Annotated in this window: 23 protein-coding genes; 6 read left to right on the forward strand and 17 right to left on the reverse strand. The window is 60.6% G+C overall.

What is annotated here, in order from left to right:
• Positions 1-7: 7 nt before the first annotated feature.
• The 11 genes from rplO to C5F53_RS00270 form a co-directional block, all read right to left on the reverse strand.
• On the reverse strand, positions 8-439 hold the full coding sequence (gene rplO, locus C5F53_RS00220) for a 50S ribosomal protein L15 (RefSeq protein ID WP_105260330.1): 432 nt from the start codon (positions 437-439) through the stop codon (positions 8-10).
• Positions 440-448: 9 nt separating this feature from the next.
• Positions 449-631, reverse strand: coding sequence for a 50S ribosomal protein L30 (gene rpmD / locus C5F53_RS00225; RefSeq protein WP_105259340.1), 183 nt, complete (start codon positions 629-631; stop codon positions 449-451).
• Positions 632-645: 14 nt separating this feature from the next.
• On the reverse strand, positions 646-1170 hold the full coding sequence (rpsE, locus tag C5F53_RS00230) for a 30S ribosomal protein S5 (RefSeq protein WP_094481691.1): 525 nt from the start codon (positions 1168-1170) through the stop codon (positions 646-648).
• A gap of 17 nt (positions 1171-1187) precedes the next feature.
• A complete protein-coding gene (rplR, locus tag C5F53_RS00235; RefSeq protein WP_105259341.1) occupies positions 1188-1553 on the reverse strand; it encodes a 50S ribosomal protein L18 in 366 nt (121 codons plus the stop codon).
• Between the two features lie 11 nt (positions 1554-1564).
• Positions 1565-2098 (reverse strand): 50S ribosomal protein L6, encoded by a 534-nt coding sequence (gene rplF, locus C5F53_RS00240; RefSeq protein WP_105259342.1) that lies wholly within the window; start codon positions 2096-2098, stop codon positions 1565-1567.
• A 24-nt stretch (positions 2099-2122) separates the two neighbouring features.
• A complete protein-coding gene (rpsH, locus tag C5F53_RS00245; protein WP_105259343.1) occupies positions 2123-2518 on the reverse strand; it encodes a 30S ribosomal protein S8 in 396 nt (131 codons plus the stop codon).
• A gap of 18 nt (positions 2519-2536) precedes the next feature.
• Positions 2537-2842: a 30S ribosomal protein S14 gene (gene rpsN, locus C5F53_RS00250; RefSeq protein WP_105259344.1), complete on the reverse strand. Its 306-nt coding sequence runs from the start codon at positions 2840-2842 to the stop codon at positions 2537-2539.
• Between the two features lie 8 nt (positions 2843-2850).
• Positions 2851-3390 (reverse strand): 50S ribosomal protein L5, encoded by a 540-nt coding sequence (gene rplE, locus C5F53_RS00255; protein ID WP_105259345.1) that lies wholly within the window; start codon positions 3388-3390, stop codon positions 2851-2853.
• Between the two features lie 2 nt (positions 3391-3392).
• A complete protein-coding gene (rplX, locus tag C5F53_RS00260; protein WP_105259346.1) occupies positions 3393-3713 on the reverse strand; it encodes a 50S ribosomal protein L24 in 321 nt (106 codons plus the stop codon).
• 9 nt (positions 3714-3722) lie between these two features.
• Positions 3723-4091, reverse strand: coding sequence for a 50S ribosomal protein L14 (rplN, locus tag C5F53_RS00265; protein WP_007861702.1), 369 nt, complete (start codon positions 4089-4091; stop codon positions 3723-3725).
• A 192-nt stretch (positions 4092-4283) separates the two neighbouring features.
• A complete protein-coding gene (locus tag C5F53_RS00270) occupies positions 4284-5885 on the reverse strand; it encodes a glycerol-3-phosphate dehydrogenase/oxidase (protein WP_105259347.1) in 1602 nt (533 codons plus the stop codon).
• Positions 5886-5998: 113 nt separating this feature from the next.
• Between C5F53_RS00270 and C5F53_RS00275 the strand changes: the two genes are divergently transcribed.
• The 5 genes from C5F53_RS00275 (at position 5999) to C5F53_RS00295 (ending at position 10878) form a co-directional block, all read left to right on the forward strand.
• On the forward strand, positions 5999-6763 hold the full coding sequence (locus tag C5F53_RS00275) for a DeoR/GlpR family DNA-binding transcription regulator (protein ID WP_105259348.1): 765 nt from the start codon (positions 5999-6001) through the stop codon (positions 6761-6763).
• A gap of 21 nt (positions 6764-6784) precedes the next feature.
• Positions 6785-8284, forward strand: a complete 1500-nt coding sequence (gene glpK, locus C5F53_RS00280) for a glycerol kinase GlpK (RefSeq protein WP_105260331.1) — start codon at positions 6785-6787, stop codon at positions 8282-8284.
• Between the two features lie 79 nt (positions 8285-8363).
• The gene (proC, locus tag C5F53_RS00285; protein ID WP_105259349.1) at positions 8364-9179 is read left to right on the forward strand and encodes a pyrroline-5-carboxylate reductase; all 816 of its coding nucleotides are present in this window, start codon (positions 8364-8366) and stop codon (positions 9177-9179) included.
• 81 nt (positions 9180-9260) lie between these two features.
• Complete coding sequence (locus C5F53_RS00290; RefSeq protein ID WP_105259350.1) at positions 9261-9524, forward strand: DUF2164 domain-containing protein; 264 nt, start codon at positions 9261-9263, stop codon at positions 9522-9524.
• Positions 9525-9654: 130 nt separating this feature from the next.
• Positions 9655-10878, forward strand: a complete 1224-nt coding sequence (locus C5F53_RS00295; protein WP_105259351.1) for a GGDEF domain-containing protein — start codon at positions 9655-9657, stop codon at positions 10876-10878.
• A gap of 68 nt (positions 10879-10946) precedes the next feature.
• Here the strand turns inward: C5F53_RS00295 and C5F53_RS00300 are convergent, their stop codons facing one another.
• The 6 genes from C5F53_RS00300 to C5F53_RS00325 all read right to left on the reverse strand — a co-directional run bounded on the left by C5F53_RS00300 (position 10947) and on the right by C5F53_RS00325 (position 16241).
• Positions 10947-11552: a PEP-CTERM sorting domain-containing protein gene (locus C5F53_RS00300; RefSeq protein WP_105259352.1), complete on the reverse strand. Its 606-nt coding sequence runs from the start codon at positions 11550-11552 to the stop codon at positions 10947-10949.
• 104 nt (positions 11553-11656) lie between these two features.
• Positions 11657-12601: a LysR family transcriptional regulator gene (locus tag C5F53_RS00305; protein ID WP_105259353.1), complete on the reverse strand. Its 945-nt coding sequence runs from the start codon at positions 12599-12601 to the stop codon at positions 11657-11659.
• 70 nt (positions 12602-12671) lie between these two features.
• Entirely contained in the window at positions 12672-13868 is a 1197-nt protein-coding gene (locus C5F53_RS00310) for a CaiB/BaiF CoA-transferase family protein (protein ID WP_105259354.1), read from the reverse strand.
• 190 nt (positions 13869-14058) lie between these two features.
• Positions 14059-14754 carry a lamin tail domain-containing protein gene (locus C5F53_RS00315; RefSeq protein WP_201740762.1) on the reverse strand — a complete coding sequence of 232 codons (696 nt, stop codon included), beginning with the start codon at positions 14752-14754 and terminating at the stop codon, positions 14059-14061.
• Positions 14755-14811: 57 nt separating this feature from the next.
• Entirely contained in the window at positions 14812-15792 is a 981-nt protein-coding gene (locus C5F53_RS00320) for an SdiA-regulated domain-containing protein (RefSeq protein WP_105259355.1), read from the reverse strand.
• A 149-nt stretch (positions 15793-15941) separates the two neighbouring features.
• Positions 15942-16241: a Dabb family protein gene (locus C5F53_RS00325; protein WP_105259356.1), complete on the reverse strand. Its 300-nt coding sequence runs from the start codon at positions 16239-16241 to the stop codon at positions 15942-15944.
• Positions 16242-16379: 138 nt separating this feature from the next.
• On the opposite strand from C5F53_RS00325, the gene C5F53_RS00330 reads away from it, so the two are divergent.
• Positions 16380-18614 carry a malate synthase G gene (locus C5F53_RS00330; RefSeq protein WP_105259357.1) on the forward strand — a complete coding sequence of 745 codons (2235 nt, stop codon included), beginning with the start codon at positions 16380-16382 and terminating at the stop codon, positions 18612-18614.
• Positions 18615-18631 lie beyond the last annotated feature (17 nt).

Genomic DNA, 18631 nt, shown 5'->3' on the forward strand with positions numbered 1-18631 from the left:
AGCAAACTTACGCAACGCTTCCGCCGGCTGCTTCAATGGCAGCCTTGGCACCAGCGGTCGCACCAATACCATTGAGTTTGACAGCCTTGGCAATCGCACCGGTATTGATAACCTTGACAACTTTGGCCAACTGACCAACGAGGCCAGCTTGCTTCAGCGACAACAGGTCAACCTCAGCCAAGCCCAACGCTTCCAAAGCGGTCAGGGTAACTTCGGCATTAAATTGCAACAAGTGCGACTTGAAACCGCGCTTGGGCAAACGGCGATGCATGGGCATCTGACCGCCCTCAAAGCCTACCTTGTGGTAACCACCAGAGCGGGATTTTTGACCTTTGTGACCACGACCGGCGGTTTTACCCAAGCCAGAACCGATACCACGGCCCACGCGACGCTTCGCGTGTTTTGCCCCGTCAGCGGGCTTGATGTTATTGAGTTCCATCATCAACCTTTAGAGCACTTTGACCAGGTAGCTGATCTTGTTGATCATTCCGCGCACAGCAGGTGTGTCTTGCAACTCACTGGTGCTGTTGAGTTTGCGCAGACCCAAACCGCGCACAGTCGCACGGTGGGATTCTTTGGTGCCAATCGGGCTACGCACCAATTGGATCTTCACAGTTTGTTGTGTTGTCATTTTGAATTCCTCGATTAGGCGAAGAGTTCTTCAACAGTCTTGCCGCGTTTGGCTGCAACTTCCGACGGTGTCGTAGACACAGAAAGCGCATCCAAAGTGGCACGAACCATGTTGTAGGGATTGGAAGAACCATGGCTCTTGGCCACGATATCAGTGATACCAACCACTTCAAACACTGCGCGCATTGGACCACCAGCAATGATGCCGGTACCCTTGGGAGCCGGAGCCATCATGACGCTGGCTGCGCCGTGGTGACCCATCACCTTGTGGTGAATAGTGCCGTTTTTCAACGAAACCTTGAGCATGTTGCGACGGGCCTCTTCCATAGCCTTCTGCACTGCTGCAGGGACTTCTTTGGATTTGCCTTTGCCCATACCAATACGACCATCACCATCACCAACCACGGTCAAAGCAGCAAAACCGAGAATACGGCCGCCCTTCACCACTTTGGTAACGCGATTGATCGCGATCATCTTTTCGCGCAGACCGTCCTCAGGACCCTCGGCCTTACCTTGCATTTTTGCTTGAACTTTAGCCATCTTTATTTCCGATCTGCTTAGAACTGCAAGCCAGCTTCACGCGCGGCATCTGCCAGCGCCTTGACGCGGCCGTGGTAGGCGAAGCCGGAGCGATCAAACGCAACCTTCTCCACACCAGCTGCCTTGGCTTTTTCTGCCACGCGCTTGCCAATGATCTGGGCTGCGGCGACGTTGCCGCCCTTGCCGCTTGCACCCAGGGACTTGCGCACTTCCGCTTCTGCAGTAGATGCACTTGCCAGCACCTTGCCACCGTCGCCAGAGATAACGCTGGCGTAGATGTGCAAGTTGGTGCGTGTCACTGTCAAACGTGCTACGCCTTGCGTTGCAATGCGGATGCGGGTTTGACGGGCTCTGCGAAGACGCTGCTCTTTTTTGGTCAACATGTTGCAGCTCCTTATTTCTTCTTGGTTTCTTTGATCGTCACCTTCTCATCCGCATAACGGATGCCCTTGCCCTTGTAAGGCTCGGGAGGACGAATCGCACGAATCTCGGCTGCAATCTGGCCAACACGTTGGCGATCAGCACCCTTGATCAAGATTTCGGTCGGTGTGGGGGTAGCCACAGTAATACCAGCGGGCATGTCCAGGTTGACAGGGTGGGAGTAACCCACAGCCAAATTCAACTTGTTGCCAGACGCTTGCGCCTTGTAACCCACACCAATCAGGGTCAGCTTGCGCTCGAATCCCTTGGTCACACCAACCACCATATTGTTGACCAGCTGGCGGAAAGTGCCAGTCATTGCGTCAGCTTCACGGGATTCGTTGGCGGGCTGGAAGCTCAGCTTGCCAGCATCATTAGCGATATTCACCAGGCTGTTTTGAGCCAACTGCAGAGAGCCGCCAGTACCCTTCACGCTGATTTGATCAGCCTTGATGGACACCTCGACACCCGCAGGGATGGTGACAGGAAGTTTGCCTACACGGGACATTGTTTCTTACTCCTCAATGTAGTGTTAAGCGACGTAGCACAGCACTTCGCCACCGACACCGGAGGCACGCGCTTTGCGATCAGTCATAACACCCTTGGGGGTGGTCACGATGGCAACGCCCAGTCCATTTTGGACTTGGGGAATTGCTTCGCTGCCACGGTACACGCGCAGGCCAGGGCGGCTCACACGCTCAATACGCTCGATCACAGGGCGACCGGCGTAATACTTCAGGGCGATTTCGAGCTCAGCCTTTCCACCTTCGGTAGAAACTTTGAAACCGTCAATGTAGCCTTCGTCTTTCAACACTTGGGCAATGGCAATCTTCACTTTGGAAGAAGGCACCGAGACAGTTGTCTTGGCAACCATTTGCGCATTGCGAATGCGTGTCAACAGATCGGCGATGGGATCACTCATACTCATGTTCGGTTCTCCTATCGCTTACCAGCTGGCCTTGACGATGCCGGGGATTTCACCAGCAAAGGCCATTTCACGAATCTTTGCACGTGCCAGACCGAAGTGCTGGAACGTTCCACGGGGACGACCCGTAATGGAGCAGCGGTTACGCTGGCGTGTGGGGTTTGCGTTGCGGGGCAACTTTTGCAGACCCAAACGGGCTGCTGCGCGCTCTTCGTCAGAACGCTTTGCGTCACCTGCGATTGCCTTGAATTCCGCGTATTTTTTCGCGTACTTGGCAGCCAACTGATCACGCTTCAGCTCGCGCTGGATTAAAGCCATTTTAGCCACAGGTGACCTCAATTCTTGAACGGGAAACGGAAACCAGCGAGGAGAGCCTTGCACTCTTCGTCAGTCTTAGCCGTTGTGGTGATGCTGATATTGAGACCGCGCAAGGCATCTACCTTGTCGTACTCAATTTCAGGGAAAATGATCTGCTCTTTCACGCCGATGTTGTAGTTGCCACGACCATCGAACGCACGACCAGAAATACCACGGAAGTCACGAACGCGAGGCAAAGCCACGGTCACGAAACGATCCAAAAATTCGTACATTTGAACGCCACGCAGGGTAACCATGCAGCCAATAGCTTGGTTTTCGCGGATCTTGAAACCAGCGATAGCTTTTTTGGACTTGGTCACCACAGGCTTCTGGCCTGCAATTTTGGTCAGGTCGCTCACGGCGTTATCCATAACCTTCTTGTCGGCAACCGCTTCGCTCACACCCATGTTCAGGGTGATTTTGGTCAAGCGGGGCACTTGCATGGGCGAGGTGTAACCAAACTTGGTTGTCAGCTCAGCTGCCACTTTTTCGCGGTAGTGTTGTTGGAGACGTGCCATGCTTATGCCACCTTGATTTCTTCGCCGCTGGACTTGTAAACGCGAACGCGTTTGCCGTCAGCGAGCACCTTGATACCAACACGGTCAGCCTTGCCAGTCGCGGCATTGAAAATTGCCACGTTGGATTGGTGAATAGGCATGGTCTTTTCAACGATGCCGCCGGTTGTGCCCTTCATGGGATTTGGCTTGGTGTGCTTTTTCACCAAGTTGATACCATCGACAACCACGTGAGAGTCGTCTTTGCGCAGGGAGATCACTCCGCGCTTACCCTTATCGCGACCTGCGATAACGATGACTTCGTCGCCTTTGCGAATCTTGTTCATGGCGGGTCCTTACAAAACTTCAGGAGCCAAAGACACGATCTTCATGAACTTTTCAGTGCGCAGTTCGCGCGTCACTGGTCCAAAGATGCGGGTGCCAATAGGCTCCAACTTGGCGTTGAGCAACACTGCTGCGTTGCCGTCGAATTTCACCAAAGAACCGTCGCCACGGCGGATGCCCTTGGCAGTACGAACCACCACAGCACTGTAAACCTCGCCTTTTTTGACGCGGCCACGGGGAGCGGCTTCTTTGATGCTAACTTTGATGATGTCGCCAACACTTGCATAGCGACGCTTAGAACCACCCAGCACCTTGATGCACAGGACGGACTTAGCGCCGGTGTTGTCGGCAACTTCCAATCGAGATTCAGTTTGGATCATTTCAATATTCCCAACTTGCACCAGAAGATCGCATTTGCCACTGCGGCACACACTATCAACCAGTCAGTCTTGGGCCCGCTGTCTGCAACACGAACCACTCGCGCTGCATCCATTTGGGCAGAACCTTCATACTTTTTCAAGCGAAGCCCACGATTGTGCACCCGCTTTCCCGCTTCGTCAACACCTTTTTACTCAGGCAAGCAAATATTGTTGTCCAAGTGCCGTGAATTCTTCGACTTTAGGGGGTAAACCGGTCTCTTCCACAAGAATTTCACCCACGCGCTGCGCCAAAGTCAGGGCCAGAGCAGCATCGAGGAACAAAAGGCGGGACCTGCGGGCCAGTACATCCTCAACCGTCACCGCATATTCATAGCGGGCGGCAAAACGCACCATCCCCTCGGTCAACCCCGGTGCGAGTGCAACGTCGGCACCCGGCATCTGGGCCACGACATCCTGCTCATCTCCGTAACTGGGCAAACCAGGAGGCAGACAGATGGACTGCACGGCCGCACCGCCATGCATCGCTCCCACCAACTTCAAATTCACCGTAGCGCCCGGCTGGCGCAGAGGCAGCAGCTGCTTATCTGCACATTTTTCGAGCACATCCTCTGCCATGGCCCGGTAGGTCGTCCACTTGCCACCCGTCACCGTGACCAACCCGCTGCGACTCACCAACACAGTATGCTCGCGGCTGATCCCTTTCGTGCTGTTGCCGTCGTCCTCTTGCGGCTTAACCAGGGGTCGCAGCCCCACCCAAATACTTTTGACGTCTGCACGCGTGGGGGCCCGGCGCAGGTAGCGCGCCGACTCGGTCAGGATGAACTCAATCTCTTCCTCAAAGGCCAGCGGCTCTCGCGCCAAATCATGGCGCGGCGTGTCCGTGGTGCCCAGGATGACCTTGCCCAACCATGGCACCGCGAACAACACCCGCCCATCGGCGGTTTTAGGCACCATGAGCGCAGTGTCGCCCCCTAGAAATTCACGGTCCACCACGATATGAACACCCTGGCTAGGCGCCACCATGGGCTTGGTGGGCTTACGTCCGTCTCCGGCGTTGGCATCCCCATCTTTTTGCCGCAGCTCATCGACCCACACCCCCGTGGCATTGACCACGCAGTGCGCTTGCACCGGGTATTGCCGGCCCGTCACGGTGTCTTCGCACAAGACACCCTGCACTTTGCCATCTATATACAGAAGATCTGCCGCCCGACAGTAGTTCACCAGCAGCGCCCCCTTGGTGGCTGCCGTACGTGCCAGAGCCAAGGCCAGGCGGGCGTCATTGAACTGCCCGTCCCAGTACTTCACCCCACCCTTGAGCCCCTGGGCTCGGGCGGTAGGCAGTAATTTGAGCGTGGCATCGCGCCCCAGAAACTGGGTCTTGCCCAGACCAGCCTTGCCCGCCAGAGCGTCATACGCCACGAGCCCCGCCCCGTAAAACGGGGTTTCCCACCACTGGTAAGAAGGCATCACGAACGGCAGCGGTTGCGCCAGGTGCGGGGCGTTGTTCAGCAGCGTGGTGCGCTCATGCAGCGCTTCGCGCACCAGGGAGATATTGCCTTGGGCCAGGTAACGCACGCCACCATGAACAAGCTTGGTGGCTCGCGAGGAGGTGCCCTTGGCAAAGTCATGCGAATCTACCAACACCACACGGAACCCGCGCGCCGCAGCATCCAGCGCAACGCCCAAGCCGGTAGCGCCACCGCCCACGATGGCGATGTCGTAGATGCGGTCTTCGCCCAAACGGGCGATCAGCGCCTCTCGGCGGGTGGGCATGGGGGCGGTGACTGGAGGCATGGAAAAGGCGAAGTAAAAAGGTGGTCGATGCTATTCTTTTTTGTTCGTTTTGTCACTTTTCAACGCGATTTCATTCGTTTATAGTTCGCTGCCTCCGCTTACATCCTCTGCCCATGACCCCCAATCCTCGCCAACTGACCTTGCTGTCCCTCGTTCAGGCACAAGGCAGCCTGTCGGTGGAGCAATTGGCGGAGCGATTACAGGTGACGCTGCAAACCGTGCGGCGCGATGTCCAAAAACTGGCGGATGAGGGCTTGCTGGCACGCTTTCACGGAGGCGTGCGCGTACCCAACTCCACCGTGGAGAACATCGACCACTTGCAACGCGAAACCCTGCATGCGGCCGGCAAACGGCGCATTGCGCGGGCTATTGCCATGGCGATCCCCAATGACTGCTCATTGATCCTGAACATAGGTACCACCACTGAAGCTGTAGCCCGCGCCCTGGGCGAGCACAGCGGGCTGCGCGTGATTACCAACAACCTGAACATCGCCCGCATCCTGAGCGTCAGTCCCAAGACCGAAGTCATCGTGACAGGCGGAGTAGTCCGCGGTCGGGACCAGGGCATCGTGGGCGAAGCGGCGGTGGATTTCATCCGCCAATTCAAGGTGGACCTGGCTGTCATCGGCATTTCCGGCATCGAGGCCGACGGCACCCTGCGCGACTACGACTACCGGGAGGTAAAGGTGGCGCAAACCATTCTTCACCATGCACGGGAAGTCTGGGTCGCAGCGGACGCCAGCAAATTCAACCGCCCGGCCATGGTGGAGGTGGGGCACCTCTCACAGATCGACCGCTTGTTCACCGACGCCGCACCACCTGCCGCGTTTGGCCCGCTGCTGGCAGACGCCAACGTACAACTGCACATTGCGGACTGACCGCCCCCCATGGAGACACACATGCCCCAGCCCACTTACCTGCTCGCCCTCGACCAAGGCACCTCCAGCTCCCGCAGCATCGTGTTCGACCCCAGTGGCCGCACCGTTGCCATGGCGCAAAAGGAACTGACCCAGATTTACCCCCAGCCCGGCTGGGTGGAGCACGACGCGCTGGAGATCTGGCGCATCCAGCTCGCCACCGCAAAAGAGGCACTGGCAAAGGCCGGCATTACCGCGGCGCAGGTGAAAGCCGTGGGCATTACCAACCAGCGCGAGACCACGGTGGTGTGGAACCGCAAGACCGGTGTGCCCATCCACCACGCCATCGTCTGGCAAGACCGCCGCGCCGAACCCACCTGTGTGGAGCTGCGCGCACGGGGCCTGGCCGACACCATCCGCGACAAAACCGGCCTGCTGGTGGACGCCTACTTCTCGGGCACCAAACTCAAGTGGATTCTGGACAACGTCCCCGGCGCGCGCGCGCAGGCCGCCAATGGCGAGCTGGCGTTTGGCACCATCGACAGCTGGCTGATCTGGCAGCTCACTGAGGGTCGGGTGCATGTGACGGACGTCAGCAATGCCTCGCGCACCATGCTATTTAATGTGCACACCAATCGGTGGGACGAGGACCTGTTGGCCGCGCTGGACATTCCCGCCAGCCTGATGCCCACGGTGCAACCCTCGGCCTCGCTGTTTGGCGAGGTGGCGCCCGCGCTGCTGGGCCATGCGATTCCCATTGGTGGTGTGGCGGGTGACCAGCAAAGCGCCCTGTTTGGCCAGGCCTGCTTCAAGGCCGGCATGGTGAAGAACACCTACGGCACGGGCTGCTTCATGCTTATGCACACGGGCAATACCTTCCAGACCTCCGAGAACGGCCTCATCACCACCAGCGCCGCGCAAACCACCGTGAAACCCGAATTCGCGCTGGAAGGCAGTGTGTTCGTGGGCGGTGCCGTGGTGCAGTGGCTGCGCGACGGGCTGCACGCCATTCAGGGCAGCGGCGAGGTGCAAAGCTTGGCGCAAAGCGTGCCCGACTCGGGCGGTGTCATCGTGGTGCCGGCCTTCACCGGCTTGGGCGCACCCTACTGGAAACCCGATGCCCGTGGCTCCATTACAGGCCTCACCCGGGGTTCTACCCTTGCCCACATTGCGCGGGCCGCTCTCGAAAGCATAGCATTCCAAAGCGCCGCACTGCTGCAAGCCATGAGCCGCGACGCCGTGCGCGCGGGCGGTGCCCAGGTGTCAGAGCTGCGCGTGGACGGTGGTGCGTGTGTGAACGATTTGCTGATGCAGTTCCAGGCCGACTTGCTGGGCATTCCCGTGGTGCGCCCCGCCGTGACAGAGACCACCGCCCTGGGTGCAGCCTACCTGGCCGGGCTAACCACCGGTGTGTATGCCGGCACCAGCGAGCTGACCGATCTGTGGAAGGCCGAGCGCCGCTTCTTACCTACCCTGGCCCCGGCCCGAGCCAAGGAGCTGATGGACCGCTGGGAACACGCGGTGCGGCAAACCACGCTGTAAGCCGCTGTTGGGCTTGGGCGGGCGCCTTTGGATAGACTCAGGCGCTCCACACCACAGCACCATTCTCAGAGGACACACCATGGGCAAGCGCATTGCATTCATAGGCGGCGGCAATATGGCCAGCGCCATCATTGGCGGGCTGCTCCGCCAGGGCTTTGCGGCCAGCCAGATTGACGTGGTGGAGCCCTGGGCCGAGGCACGCGAGCGCCTGCAGGCTGACTTTGGCATTGCCGCGCAGGCCGAGGCCGGCGCCTTCCTCGCGCAGGCCGACCTGATCGTCTGGGCCGTGAAACCGCAAACCTTCAAGGACGCGGCCGCCGCCGTGGCCGCGCACAACACCGGCGCACTGCACCTGAGCGTGGCGGCCGGCATTCCCAGCAGCAGCATTGCTGCCTGGCTGGGCAGCGAACGCATCATCCGCACCATGCCCAACACGCCCGCCCTCATCGGGAAAGGCATCACTGCGCTGTATGCCCGCCCCGCGGTCACCCAGGCCGACAAGGACTGGGCCGACGAGGTGATTGCCACCACCGGCGCCACCGTGTGGCTGACGGCCGAAGCGCAGCTGGACGCGGTCACCGCCATCAGCGGCTCCGGTCCGGCCTATATGTTCTATTTCATGGAGGCCATGACCGAAGCCGGCGCCCAGATGGGCCTGGAGCGCGAACAGGCCTACCAGTTGGCCGTGGCCACCTTCATTGGTGCGGGCGAACTGGCCCGCGCCTCCACCGAGCCGCCCGAAACCCTGCGCGCCAAGGTCACCTCCAAGGGTGGCACCACCTATGCCGCCATCACCTCCATGGACGAAAGCGGCGTGAAGGCCCTGTTTGCCAAGGCCCTGTTTGCCGCGCAGAAGCGCGCGGGCGAGCTGGGCGAGGAATTCGGCGGGGCTTGATTTTCAAGACTTTTAGGCCTCTAGCGCCCGTAGATACTGCGCAAATAGCTTCTCTTTTGATAGCACCCGGAGCCCCTTCCTATGGCCATTGATATTTCCAAAGAGGCGCGCAAGCAGGCCATCGCCTCCATCGAGCGCTACTTCCGCGAGAACATGGACGAGCCCATCGGCAACGTGGCCGCCGGTGCACTGCTGGGCTTTTTCCTGGAAGAGGTGGGCCCGCTGGTCTACAACCAGGCGGTGACCGATGTGCAGGACCGACTGCAGGCACGCGTGATGGAAGTGGACGTGGAAGTGCACGAACCCGAGTTCACCTACTGGCGCAGGTTCGACCGCAAACGTTGAAGCGAGCACCTGCCCACACGCCGCCCCCGCGCGTGGTTTGACCACTTGGCCAAAGCCGCGGCGCAACACGCAAAAAGCTGGCAACCGCCCAAATCGCAGGGGTACACTGACCCTAGCCACCGGCACAGCAATGATTGCCGCCAGCCAACACTGCCACCTTGGGGAACCGTTTTTGGGACAGGTCGACATCACGTTGTTCTACATGGACATGGTGCTCACCACGATGTGGGCATTTTCCTGGGGCGTTATTGGCGGGGCCATGAAGATGGCACCCAAGGCCACCATCCGGTTTTGTGTGGCCAACCTGCTGTTTGCCGGCACCGTGGCGCTGCTGGTGCAACGCACGGCCACTCCCAGCTACCTGCATTACCAAGGCGTCGAATGGCTGGTCTTCATGGGCCTGGCGGCTTTCCACAGCGGCATCGTCTACCTGGTGCGGCTGGACGAGCTGCCCACGCTGGCGCGGCGCATTGGCCCCATCCTGATCGCCATGGTGATCACCCTGCAGGTGGCCCCCGAAGGCAGCTCCTACATGGTGCGGGCCATCGTGTTTTCGCTCACGGTGGCAGCTCTCACCTTCAACTGTTTCTGGGACTGCTACCGCGGCCTGCGCAACGACCAGTTTTCGGCCACCGTTCGCTGGGCCATCAGCGGCCCTTTTTTGCTGGCCACATTGGCCATGTTGGCGCGCACACTGCTGGTGCTGCTGGAAGGGCCTCCACCGTCGAATGCGGTCTTTGTGCAGGTCCCGCACTTCACGCCATTTCTGTGGATGCTGACCGTGATCGTCATGGCCATGAACATCACCATGGCGGGCCTGACCGCCGGGCGCCTCGTCAAGCGCTTTCGCAGCCTGGCCGAGCAGGACCACCTGACCGGCTGCCTGAACCGTGCCTCGATAGAGGAGCGCCTGAGCATTGAACTGGAGCGCACCCACCGCAGCGGCGAACCTGTGGCCTGCGTGTTTTTTGACCTGGACCACTTCAAAGACATCAACGACCGCCACGGCCACGAAACCGGCGACCGCGCGCTGTGCCATGTGGTGGAGGTGGTGCAAAGCCGGCTGCGCACCGTGGATGCGCTGGGCCGCTTTGGCGGCGAAGAGTTCATGGTGCTGATGCCAGGCACCCACATCACCGGCGCCCGCGAAGCCGCCAACCGCATGCGCCTGGCCCTGGAGGAGACCCCGCTGCAGGTGCAAGACACCAGCATCTCTCTCACCGCCAGCTTTGGTGCTGCCGTGCTGGGCTCCAAAGAAAGCCAAGCCAGCGTGCTGCGCCGCGCCGACGCCGCCATGTACCTGGCCAAACGCAATGGGCGCAACCGGGTGGAGATCTCGCTGGAGCAGGTGTGAGAACAACCTTGCGGGCGCAAAAAAACCTGCTGGATCGCAGCAGGTTTTGTAAGGGCAAGGCGTTGGCGTCAGACGCGCTTGCGGCGGCGAACCATGGCGCCAATGGCACCCAAACCAGCCAGCAGCATGGCAAAGGTTTCTGGTTCGGGTACAGCAGTCACATGTAACGCTCCGACAAGGGACAAGGAGGGAACGGTTCCACCTTGAGCTGAGTCGAGTCCGATGGACTGATACTGCAAATTGGCACCGTTCGCGATACCAAATGCCGAGAAGTCCACATATGCGACATTCAGTGCATAACCACCGGCCGAGTAGCCCGTAGCCACGGTCTGAAACGACAGCGTTTGGGTGCCAAAACTCACTTTCACGGTATCAGCGACACCCAATTCAAAAATAGCCAAATCTGCGCCCGAGCCATTGAACACGTTGTTGTCCGTGAAGCCGAGCAACACACTGGCACCAGGCGTGAAGGAAAAGGCATACGTTCCAGGATCGGTATCAGTCAGTACCTGGGCCACGCTGCCACCCGATGTGGTGTAGCTGCCAAATGAGTAATACAGGGCGTCGGCAAATGCGTTGTCGGCAAAACTGATGCCGCCCACCGTCGTCGTCGCGCTGGCGCCCATGGCGGCTACGGCCAAGGCTGCTGCGGTCAATACACGTTTAATTTTCATGAAAACTCCCCAAAGAACCGGAATGCACCGGAGGTTGGGGTGAAATTTATATCTCCGTCCGCCGCCCCACAATAGTTCCTTTGGATGACTAGTTCCTTCGGATGTCAGGGCGTGGGAATTTGCCAGAACCCCGGCGCCCCATACCGTTCCTTGATGAAGTCGATCCAGAGCCGCACGCGCAGCGGCAGGTGTTTGCGCTGGGGAAACACGGCGTAGATGCCGTTGGGTGGGGCGGCGTAGTCCTCCAGCACCGCCACCAGTTGGCCGGCGGCAATTTCGGCTTCCACCTCCCAGGTGCTGCGCCAGGCAATACCCAAACCAGCCAGGCACCAGTCGTGCAACACCTGGCCGTCGCTGCAGTCCAGCGGGCCGGCGGGTTTGAGGTAGGCCACCTCGCCCTCCTTACCTGCAGCGCCCTTGGTGCCTGCGGGCAGCTTGAAGGCCCAGCCCCGGGTTTGCGAGGCATCGCTGGACAGCGTGAGGCAGTGAAACTTGGCCAAGTCGGCCGGCGTTTGCGGTGTGCCGTGGCGCTTCAGGTAGGCCGGCGTGGCCACGCACAGGCGGCGGTTGTCGGCCATGCGCACGCTCACCAGGGATGAGTCGGGCATGTCGCCCACACGCACCGCGCAGTCAAAGCCCTCGCCCGCAATGTCCACCACGCGGTCACTGAGATTCAGCGACACAGTCACCTCGGGGTGCAGCGCGCGGAACTTGGGCACCAGCGGTGCCACATGGCGGCGGCCAAAACCGGCCGGCGCGGTGATGCGCAGGTGGCCGCTGGCCTTGATACCACCGGCGCTGACACTGGCTTCGGCATTGGCCACGTCGGCAATGATGCGCTGGCAGTCTTCCAGAAACGCACTGCCCTCATGCGTGAGCGTGATGCGCCGCGTGGTGCGGATCAAGAGCTTCACGCCCAGACGTTCTTCCAGCCCGTCCAGGCGGCGGCCCATGATGGCCGGGGCCACACCTTCGGCGTTGGCGGCCGCGGTCAGGCTGCCGCGGGTGGCCACCGACACAAAGGATTCGAGCTGTTTGAGTTTGTCCATGGCTAGCCCGCCACTTCATGCATAAATTGGCCTCTAGCACCCGTAGATATTGCGCAAACAGCTATCATTTTCATAGCACCACGCCTTCCGCATGCAGCGCTGCCACATCCGCCCCGGAGTAGCCCAGGCTTTGCAGCAGCGCGTCGGTGTGTTCGCCCAGCTTGGGCGGGTCCAGCCGCAGGCCCAGGCGCGCGCCATCCAGGGTGATGGGCAGCAGCGGCACCTGGGTCTGCCGGCCGTCGGGCAGCTCCATGGGTGCCAGGCCGCCGGTTTGCTGCAGGTGTGGGTCGTCAAACAAATGCTGCGGATCGGTGATGGGCGCAAACGGCAGGCCCACTTTTTCAAAGCGCTCGGACAGCTCCGCGCGGTTGAATTGGGCCAGGCGCTGGCGCAGCTCGGGGATGAGCCAGCTGCGGGCCAGCACGCGGTCGTTGTTGGTGGTGACGCGCGGGTCGGCAAACAGGTCGGCGTAGCCGAAAGCCTCGCAAAAGGTCTTCCACTGCCCGTCACCCACCACGGCCAAAAAGATCTGTTCGTTGTTTTTGACACTGAACACGTCGTAAATGCCCCAGGGCGAGATGCGCTCGGGCATGGGAGCCGCGGCCTTGCCGGTCACGGCGAACTGCATCATGTGCTGGGCGACGAGAAAGATGTTGTTCTCGAACAGCGCGCTCTGCACTTCCTGGCCCTTGCCGGTTTGCTGGCGCTGCATCAGCGCGGCCATGGCACCAATCGCGCCGAACATGCCACCCATGATGTCGTTGACGCTGGAGCCCGCCCGTAGCGGGTCGCCGGGCCGCCCGGTCATGTAGGCCAGGCCGCCCATCATCTGCACCACCTCGTCCAGCGCGGTGCGGTGGTCGTAGGGGCCGGGCAAAAAGCCCTTGTGGCTCACGTAAATGAGGCGCTCGTCCAGCTTGCTCAAAGACGCGTAATCCAGCCCCAGCTTCTGCATGGTCTCGGTCTTGAAGTTTTCGCTCACGATGTCGGCCGTGGCGATGAGCTTGAGCACAATCTCGCGGCCCTTGGGACTTTTCAGGTCCACCGCAATGCTTTTTTTGTTGCGGTTGAACAGCGGGTAAAAGCCTGCGCCGCTGCCCAGCAGCTTGCGCGTGCTGTCGCCGGCCAGCGGCTCCACCTTGATGACCTCGGCGCCCAGGTCGCCCAGCGTCATGCCGCAGGTGGGGCCCATCACCATGTGGGTGAACTCAACAACGCGGATGCCGGCGAGCGGCAGGTTTTTGGAAGGGCTTGGGTCGGATGTCATGCGGTACTGTCAATCAATCAACGCGCTTCCGGGCAACGGAAGGCGAGGAAAATTCGGGGGCTGCACCCGCACCAACGATGCGCTGCGCAGCCCGCAAACTTTACGTCAATTATTGACAGGGCTTCGCGCCCTGGTTTGGCCCTCCTCCAGCAAGGATGAGAGCCCTCCAACCGCTAAGCGGTGCGCCGGATCATGTCGTGGTCTTGGCGCGCTTGCGCCGCGCCACGGCCCCCATCAAGCCCAGGCCGGCCAACAGCATCGCGTAGGTTTCGGGTTCTGGCACCGCGGCTGCAAAGGAGGTGTACCCCGGGCTGCCGATGTCTGCACTGGCCCCCAGAGAGCGGTAAGACCGCTCCACGTCGCCAACGGTCGAGAGTACCCACAAGGTGGCATCGTTGGCGCCAATGGCGGCAAAACTGCCTGGGTGGCCACTGGTACCGGCGGTGCGTGGTCCCTTCACACTGCCCGTGCCCTGGTCGTTATAGGTCAAACGATCCAGCAAGCTGGTGCCGCTGTACAGATTGATTTCGTCTGACCGGCCCAAGTTGTTGGTATTTCCGCCAATGACCTTGACCGTGCTGGAGAGCGCCCAGTTGGTGCGAAACACAGCCGCCGCAGCTTCCGTGAACAACACCGACTCCCCCGCTTGCACCATGCCGAATGCGGCCAGGCTGGTGGAGCCGGCCAGGCGGGAGCTGTCATCAAAGCTGAAGCTCAGGGTGCCGAAATCGACTGCGGTACTGCCCATGTTGGTGAACTCGACAAACTCGCCAACGCTATTCGCGGGGTTGTACATCCACTCGGTAATACGAACTTGTGCCTGCGCAGATACCAAGCTCCCCATGGTCAGGAGGGCAGTCAGCGCGATGTGTTTGAGATGTTTCATGGATGGGGCCTTGAATCTGATGGTGTGAAAAAAGGGGAATCGCGGGTATGCGAAGGCTTAGGCAGCATGCTTGCGGCGGCGCGCCACAACGCCCACCAAACCCAAACCGGCCAACAGCAAGGCGTAGGTTTCAGGTTCTGGCACGGGTGCGGTCAGCACAATGAGCTGTGACTTGCTGCCCGCCACGGCATCGCCGAGCTGGTCTTGCTCTGCCAGAAGGTAAATATTGCCGCGCTCATCAATGGTCACCCCCTCGATGGCGTTGCGCGGCGCGATGTGGGTGAGGTCCAGGCGGCTGACCACCGCGCCATCACGCGTGATTTCGATCAGCTCGCGGGAGTCTGCAGCGCCCATACCCGTGCTGAGCACCAGCAGGTTGTTGTTGCCCAAGATGGACAAGGTCTGCACATCCGACAACTGCGACAACCCAAACACGCTGCTGGCTCCAGAGAAGGAGACATTGGCCACCGCATCAGGGGCCGCCACCGTGGAGAACGACAGGCTGTTGAAGATGCTCAAGGTGGCGGGATTGTCTTGTTTGGCAGTCACAAAGTTGCCGTTGCGTGCGTCATAACTCAGGCCTTCAATGCCCACGTTGCCGATGGTCGCCCCCACGGAGGCGTAAGGCGCGCTCCCCAGGTCAACGCTGGTGCCCGCTGCGTAGCTGAATCGGTAGATGTTTTGAAACCGCTCTTCTGCCACGGCCAACACGCCGCCGCCCAAGTACGCCAGGCCTTCCGCGTCGTTGCCATCCTTGGTGCTTTTGGCGCCCCAGCCAGAAAAAGCCATGGAGCCCAGCGCGCTCCCCGTGCGGGTGATTTCAATGACACCCTTGCCTTCGTCACCCACAAAAAACAGGGTGCCACGGTCCTGCGCATAGGTAATGGCCGAACCTTCCAGGCCAGACACGCCACCCACACTGAGATCCAGTCCAAAGGTGTTCTGGACGGTGTAGTTGGCCAGGTTAAAAGACTGGGCAGAGGCCGCCATGGAGGCCAGTGCCAAGAGGATGGCCGAGACGGTAGATTTGAATTGCATGTGAATACCCGGTGGAGGTCAAAAACGCTATCCCCCACGCAAACGCGCTGCCGATGGGGGGCGCCCCATGCTATGAACGCTCTGTGACAGAGCGGTGTCGGAACCGGTGTTGGCGTTGGCCCGAATGGACTAGTGTTTGCGCGTCTGGCTTACACCGCGTAGTCCAGCACCAGCACATCGTCCAGCGTGGGTTTCAGAATCTCCACAAACGCCAGGTGATCCGGGTGTGGCAAATAGGCCGCGCGGCCCGCGTCGTCGGCAAAGGTCAGGTTGAAGCAATGGGTAAAGCCCTTGGCCAGGCCTTCGGGGCTGTTGTTGGTGCCCCATTCCAGGCTTTGCACGGCACTGATCTTGCTGCGCAAACCGGCAAATTCGGCTTCAATCGCCTGGATCTCGGGTGCGGTCACAGTGGCTTTGAATTTCAGCAGCACCAGGTGGCGTATGGGCATGAACTACCTTTGTTTTTGTCACAAATAGATTGATATTCTTCCATATAGTGGCCCACAAAGGATGGAATACAGTAGCCCACTAGTCTCAGGCCTATGGCGCTGGCAACCCATTTCTCTTTTTCTCGAAAGGCATCGTCCATGTCCAACGCTTCGTCTACCCCCCGCACCACCGCGCACCGCCTGCAAGTGGCCACCAGTCTGCACCAGTTCATCGAGTCCAAGGTGTTGCCCGGCACCGGCATTGCGCCCGAGGTGTTCTGGAAAGGTTTTGACGCCATCGTGGCCGACCTGGCGCCCAAAAACATCGCCCTGCTGGCCGAGCGCGACCGCCTGCAAACCGAGTTGGACAGCTGGCACAAGGCCCACCCCGGCCCCATCACCGACATGCCTGCGTACAAAGCGTTTCTGGAAAAAATTGGCTACCTAGTGCCCACACCCAAGAAGGTGAAGATCAGCACCAAAAACGTGGACGCCGAGCTGGCCACCCAAGCCGGCCCACAGTTGGTAGTGCCGGTGCTCAACGCGCGCTACGCCCTCAACGCTGCGAACGCACGCTGGGGCAGCCTATACGACGCGCTGTATGGCACGGACGTGATCAGCGAAGACAAGGGCTGTGAAAAAGTCGGCCCCAAGGGCTACAACCCCAAGCGCGGCAAGAAGGTCATTGAATACGCACGCCATGTGCTGGACCGCACCGCACCGCTGAAGAAGGGCTCGCACGTGGGCTCCACGGGCTACCGCATCAAGGGCGGGGATCTGGTGGTGACCTTGAAGGACGGCAGCACCAGCAAACTGGCCGACAAGGCGCAGTTCATCGGCTTCCAGGGCGACGCCAAGGCGCCTTCGTCCGTGCTGCTGCAGCACAACGGCCTGCACTTGGACATCATCATCAACCGCGCTACGCCCATCGGCAAGAGCGACGCGGCTGGCGTGAGCGACCTGGTGCTGGAAGCGGCCCTCTCCACCATCCTGGATCTGGAAGACTCCGTGGCCGTGGTGGACGCCGAAGACAAGGTGCTGGCCTATGGCAACTGGCTGGGCATTCTGCAAGGCACGCTGGTGGAGCAGTTTGAGAAGGGCGGCAAGACGCTGACCCGTGGCTTGAACGCCGACCGCGTGTACACCGCGCCCGATGGCAAGAAGGACGTGAAGCTGCACGGCCGCAGCCTGATGTTCGTGCGCAACGTGGGCCACCTGATGACCAACCCGGCCATCACCTACACCGCGGCCGATGGCACCACCAAAGAAATCCCCGAAGGCATCATGGACGCCGTGGTCACCACCACCATCGCCCTGCACGACCTGAAGAAGACCAAGAAGGACGCCATCCGCAACTCGCGCAAGGGCTCGGTCTACATCGTCAAACCCAAGATGCATGGCCCCGCCGAAGTGGCGTTTGCCGCCGAGCTGTTCACCCGCGTGGAGAAAATGCTGGGCTTGGCGGACAGCACGGTCAAGCTGGGCATCATGGACGAAGAGCGCCGCACCAGCGTGAACCTGAAGGCCTGCATTGCCGCCGCGCAAAGCCGTGTGGCCTTCATCAACACCGGTTTCCTGGACCGCACGGGCGACGAGATGCACACCAGCATGCACGCCGGCCCCATGGTCCGCAAGGGCGACATGAAGGCCAGCGCCTGGATCCACGCCTATGAGAAAAACAACGTGCTGGTGGGCTTGAGCTGCGGCCTGCGCGGCAAGGCGCAAATCGGCAAGGGCATGTGGGCCATGCCCGATTTAATGCGCGCCATGATGGAGCAGAAAATTGCCCACCCCAAGGCCGGCGCCAACACCGCCTGGGTACCCAGCCCCACCGGTGCCACGCTGCACGCCCTGCACTACCACCAGCTGCTGGTGAGCGATGTGCAAAAAGACATCGAAGCCACCCACGCCAAGCGCGATGCCAAGCAGGAGCACGACGCCCTGCTGGCCGGCCTGCTGCACATCCCCGTGACCACCACGCCCAACTGGACGGACGCCGAGAAACAAGCCGAGCTGGACAACAACGCCCAAGGCATTCTGGGCTACGTGGTGCGCTGGGTGGACCAGGGCGTGGGCTGCTCCAAGGTGCCCGACATCAACGACATCGGCCTCATGGAAGACCGCGCCACGCTGCGCATCAGCAGCCAGCACATGGCCAACTGGCTGCACCACGGTGTGGTGACCAAGGAGCAGGTGGAAGAAACCTTTGCCCGTATGGCCGCCAAGGTGGACAAACAAAACGCCGGTGACAAGCTCTACACCCCCATGGTGGGCAACTTCCAGGGCGCGGCCTACCAGGCAGCGACTGAGCTGGTATTTAAGGGCTTGGCGCAGCCTAGCGGCTACACCGAGCCACTGTTGCACGCTTGGCGGTTGAAGGTGAAGGCAGCGTAAGCCCCGACACCCCGCAC

Source organism: Rhodoferax sp. TS-BS-61-7 (assembly GCF_002943465.1).
GTDB lineage: Bacteria > Pseudomonadota > Gammaproteobacteria > Burkholderiales > Burkholderiaceae_C > Allorhodoferax.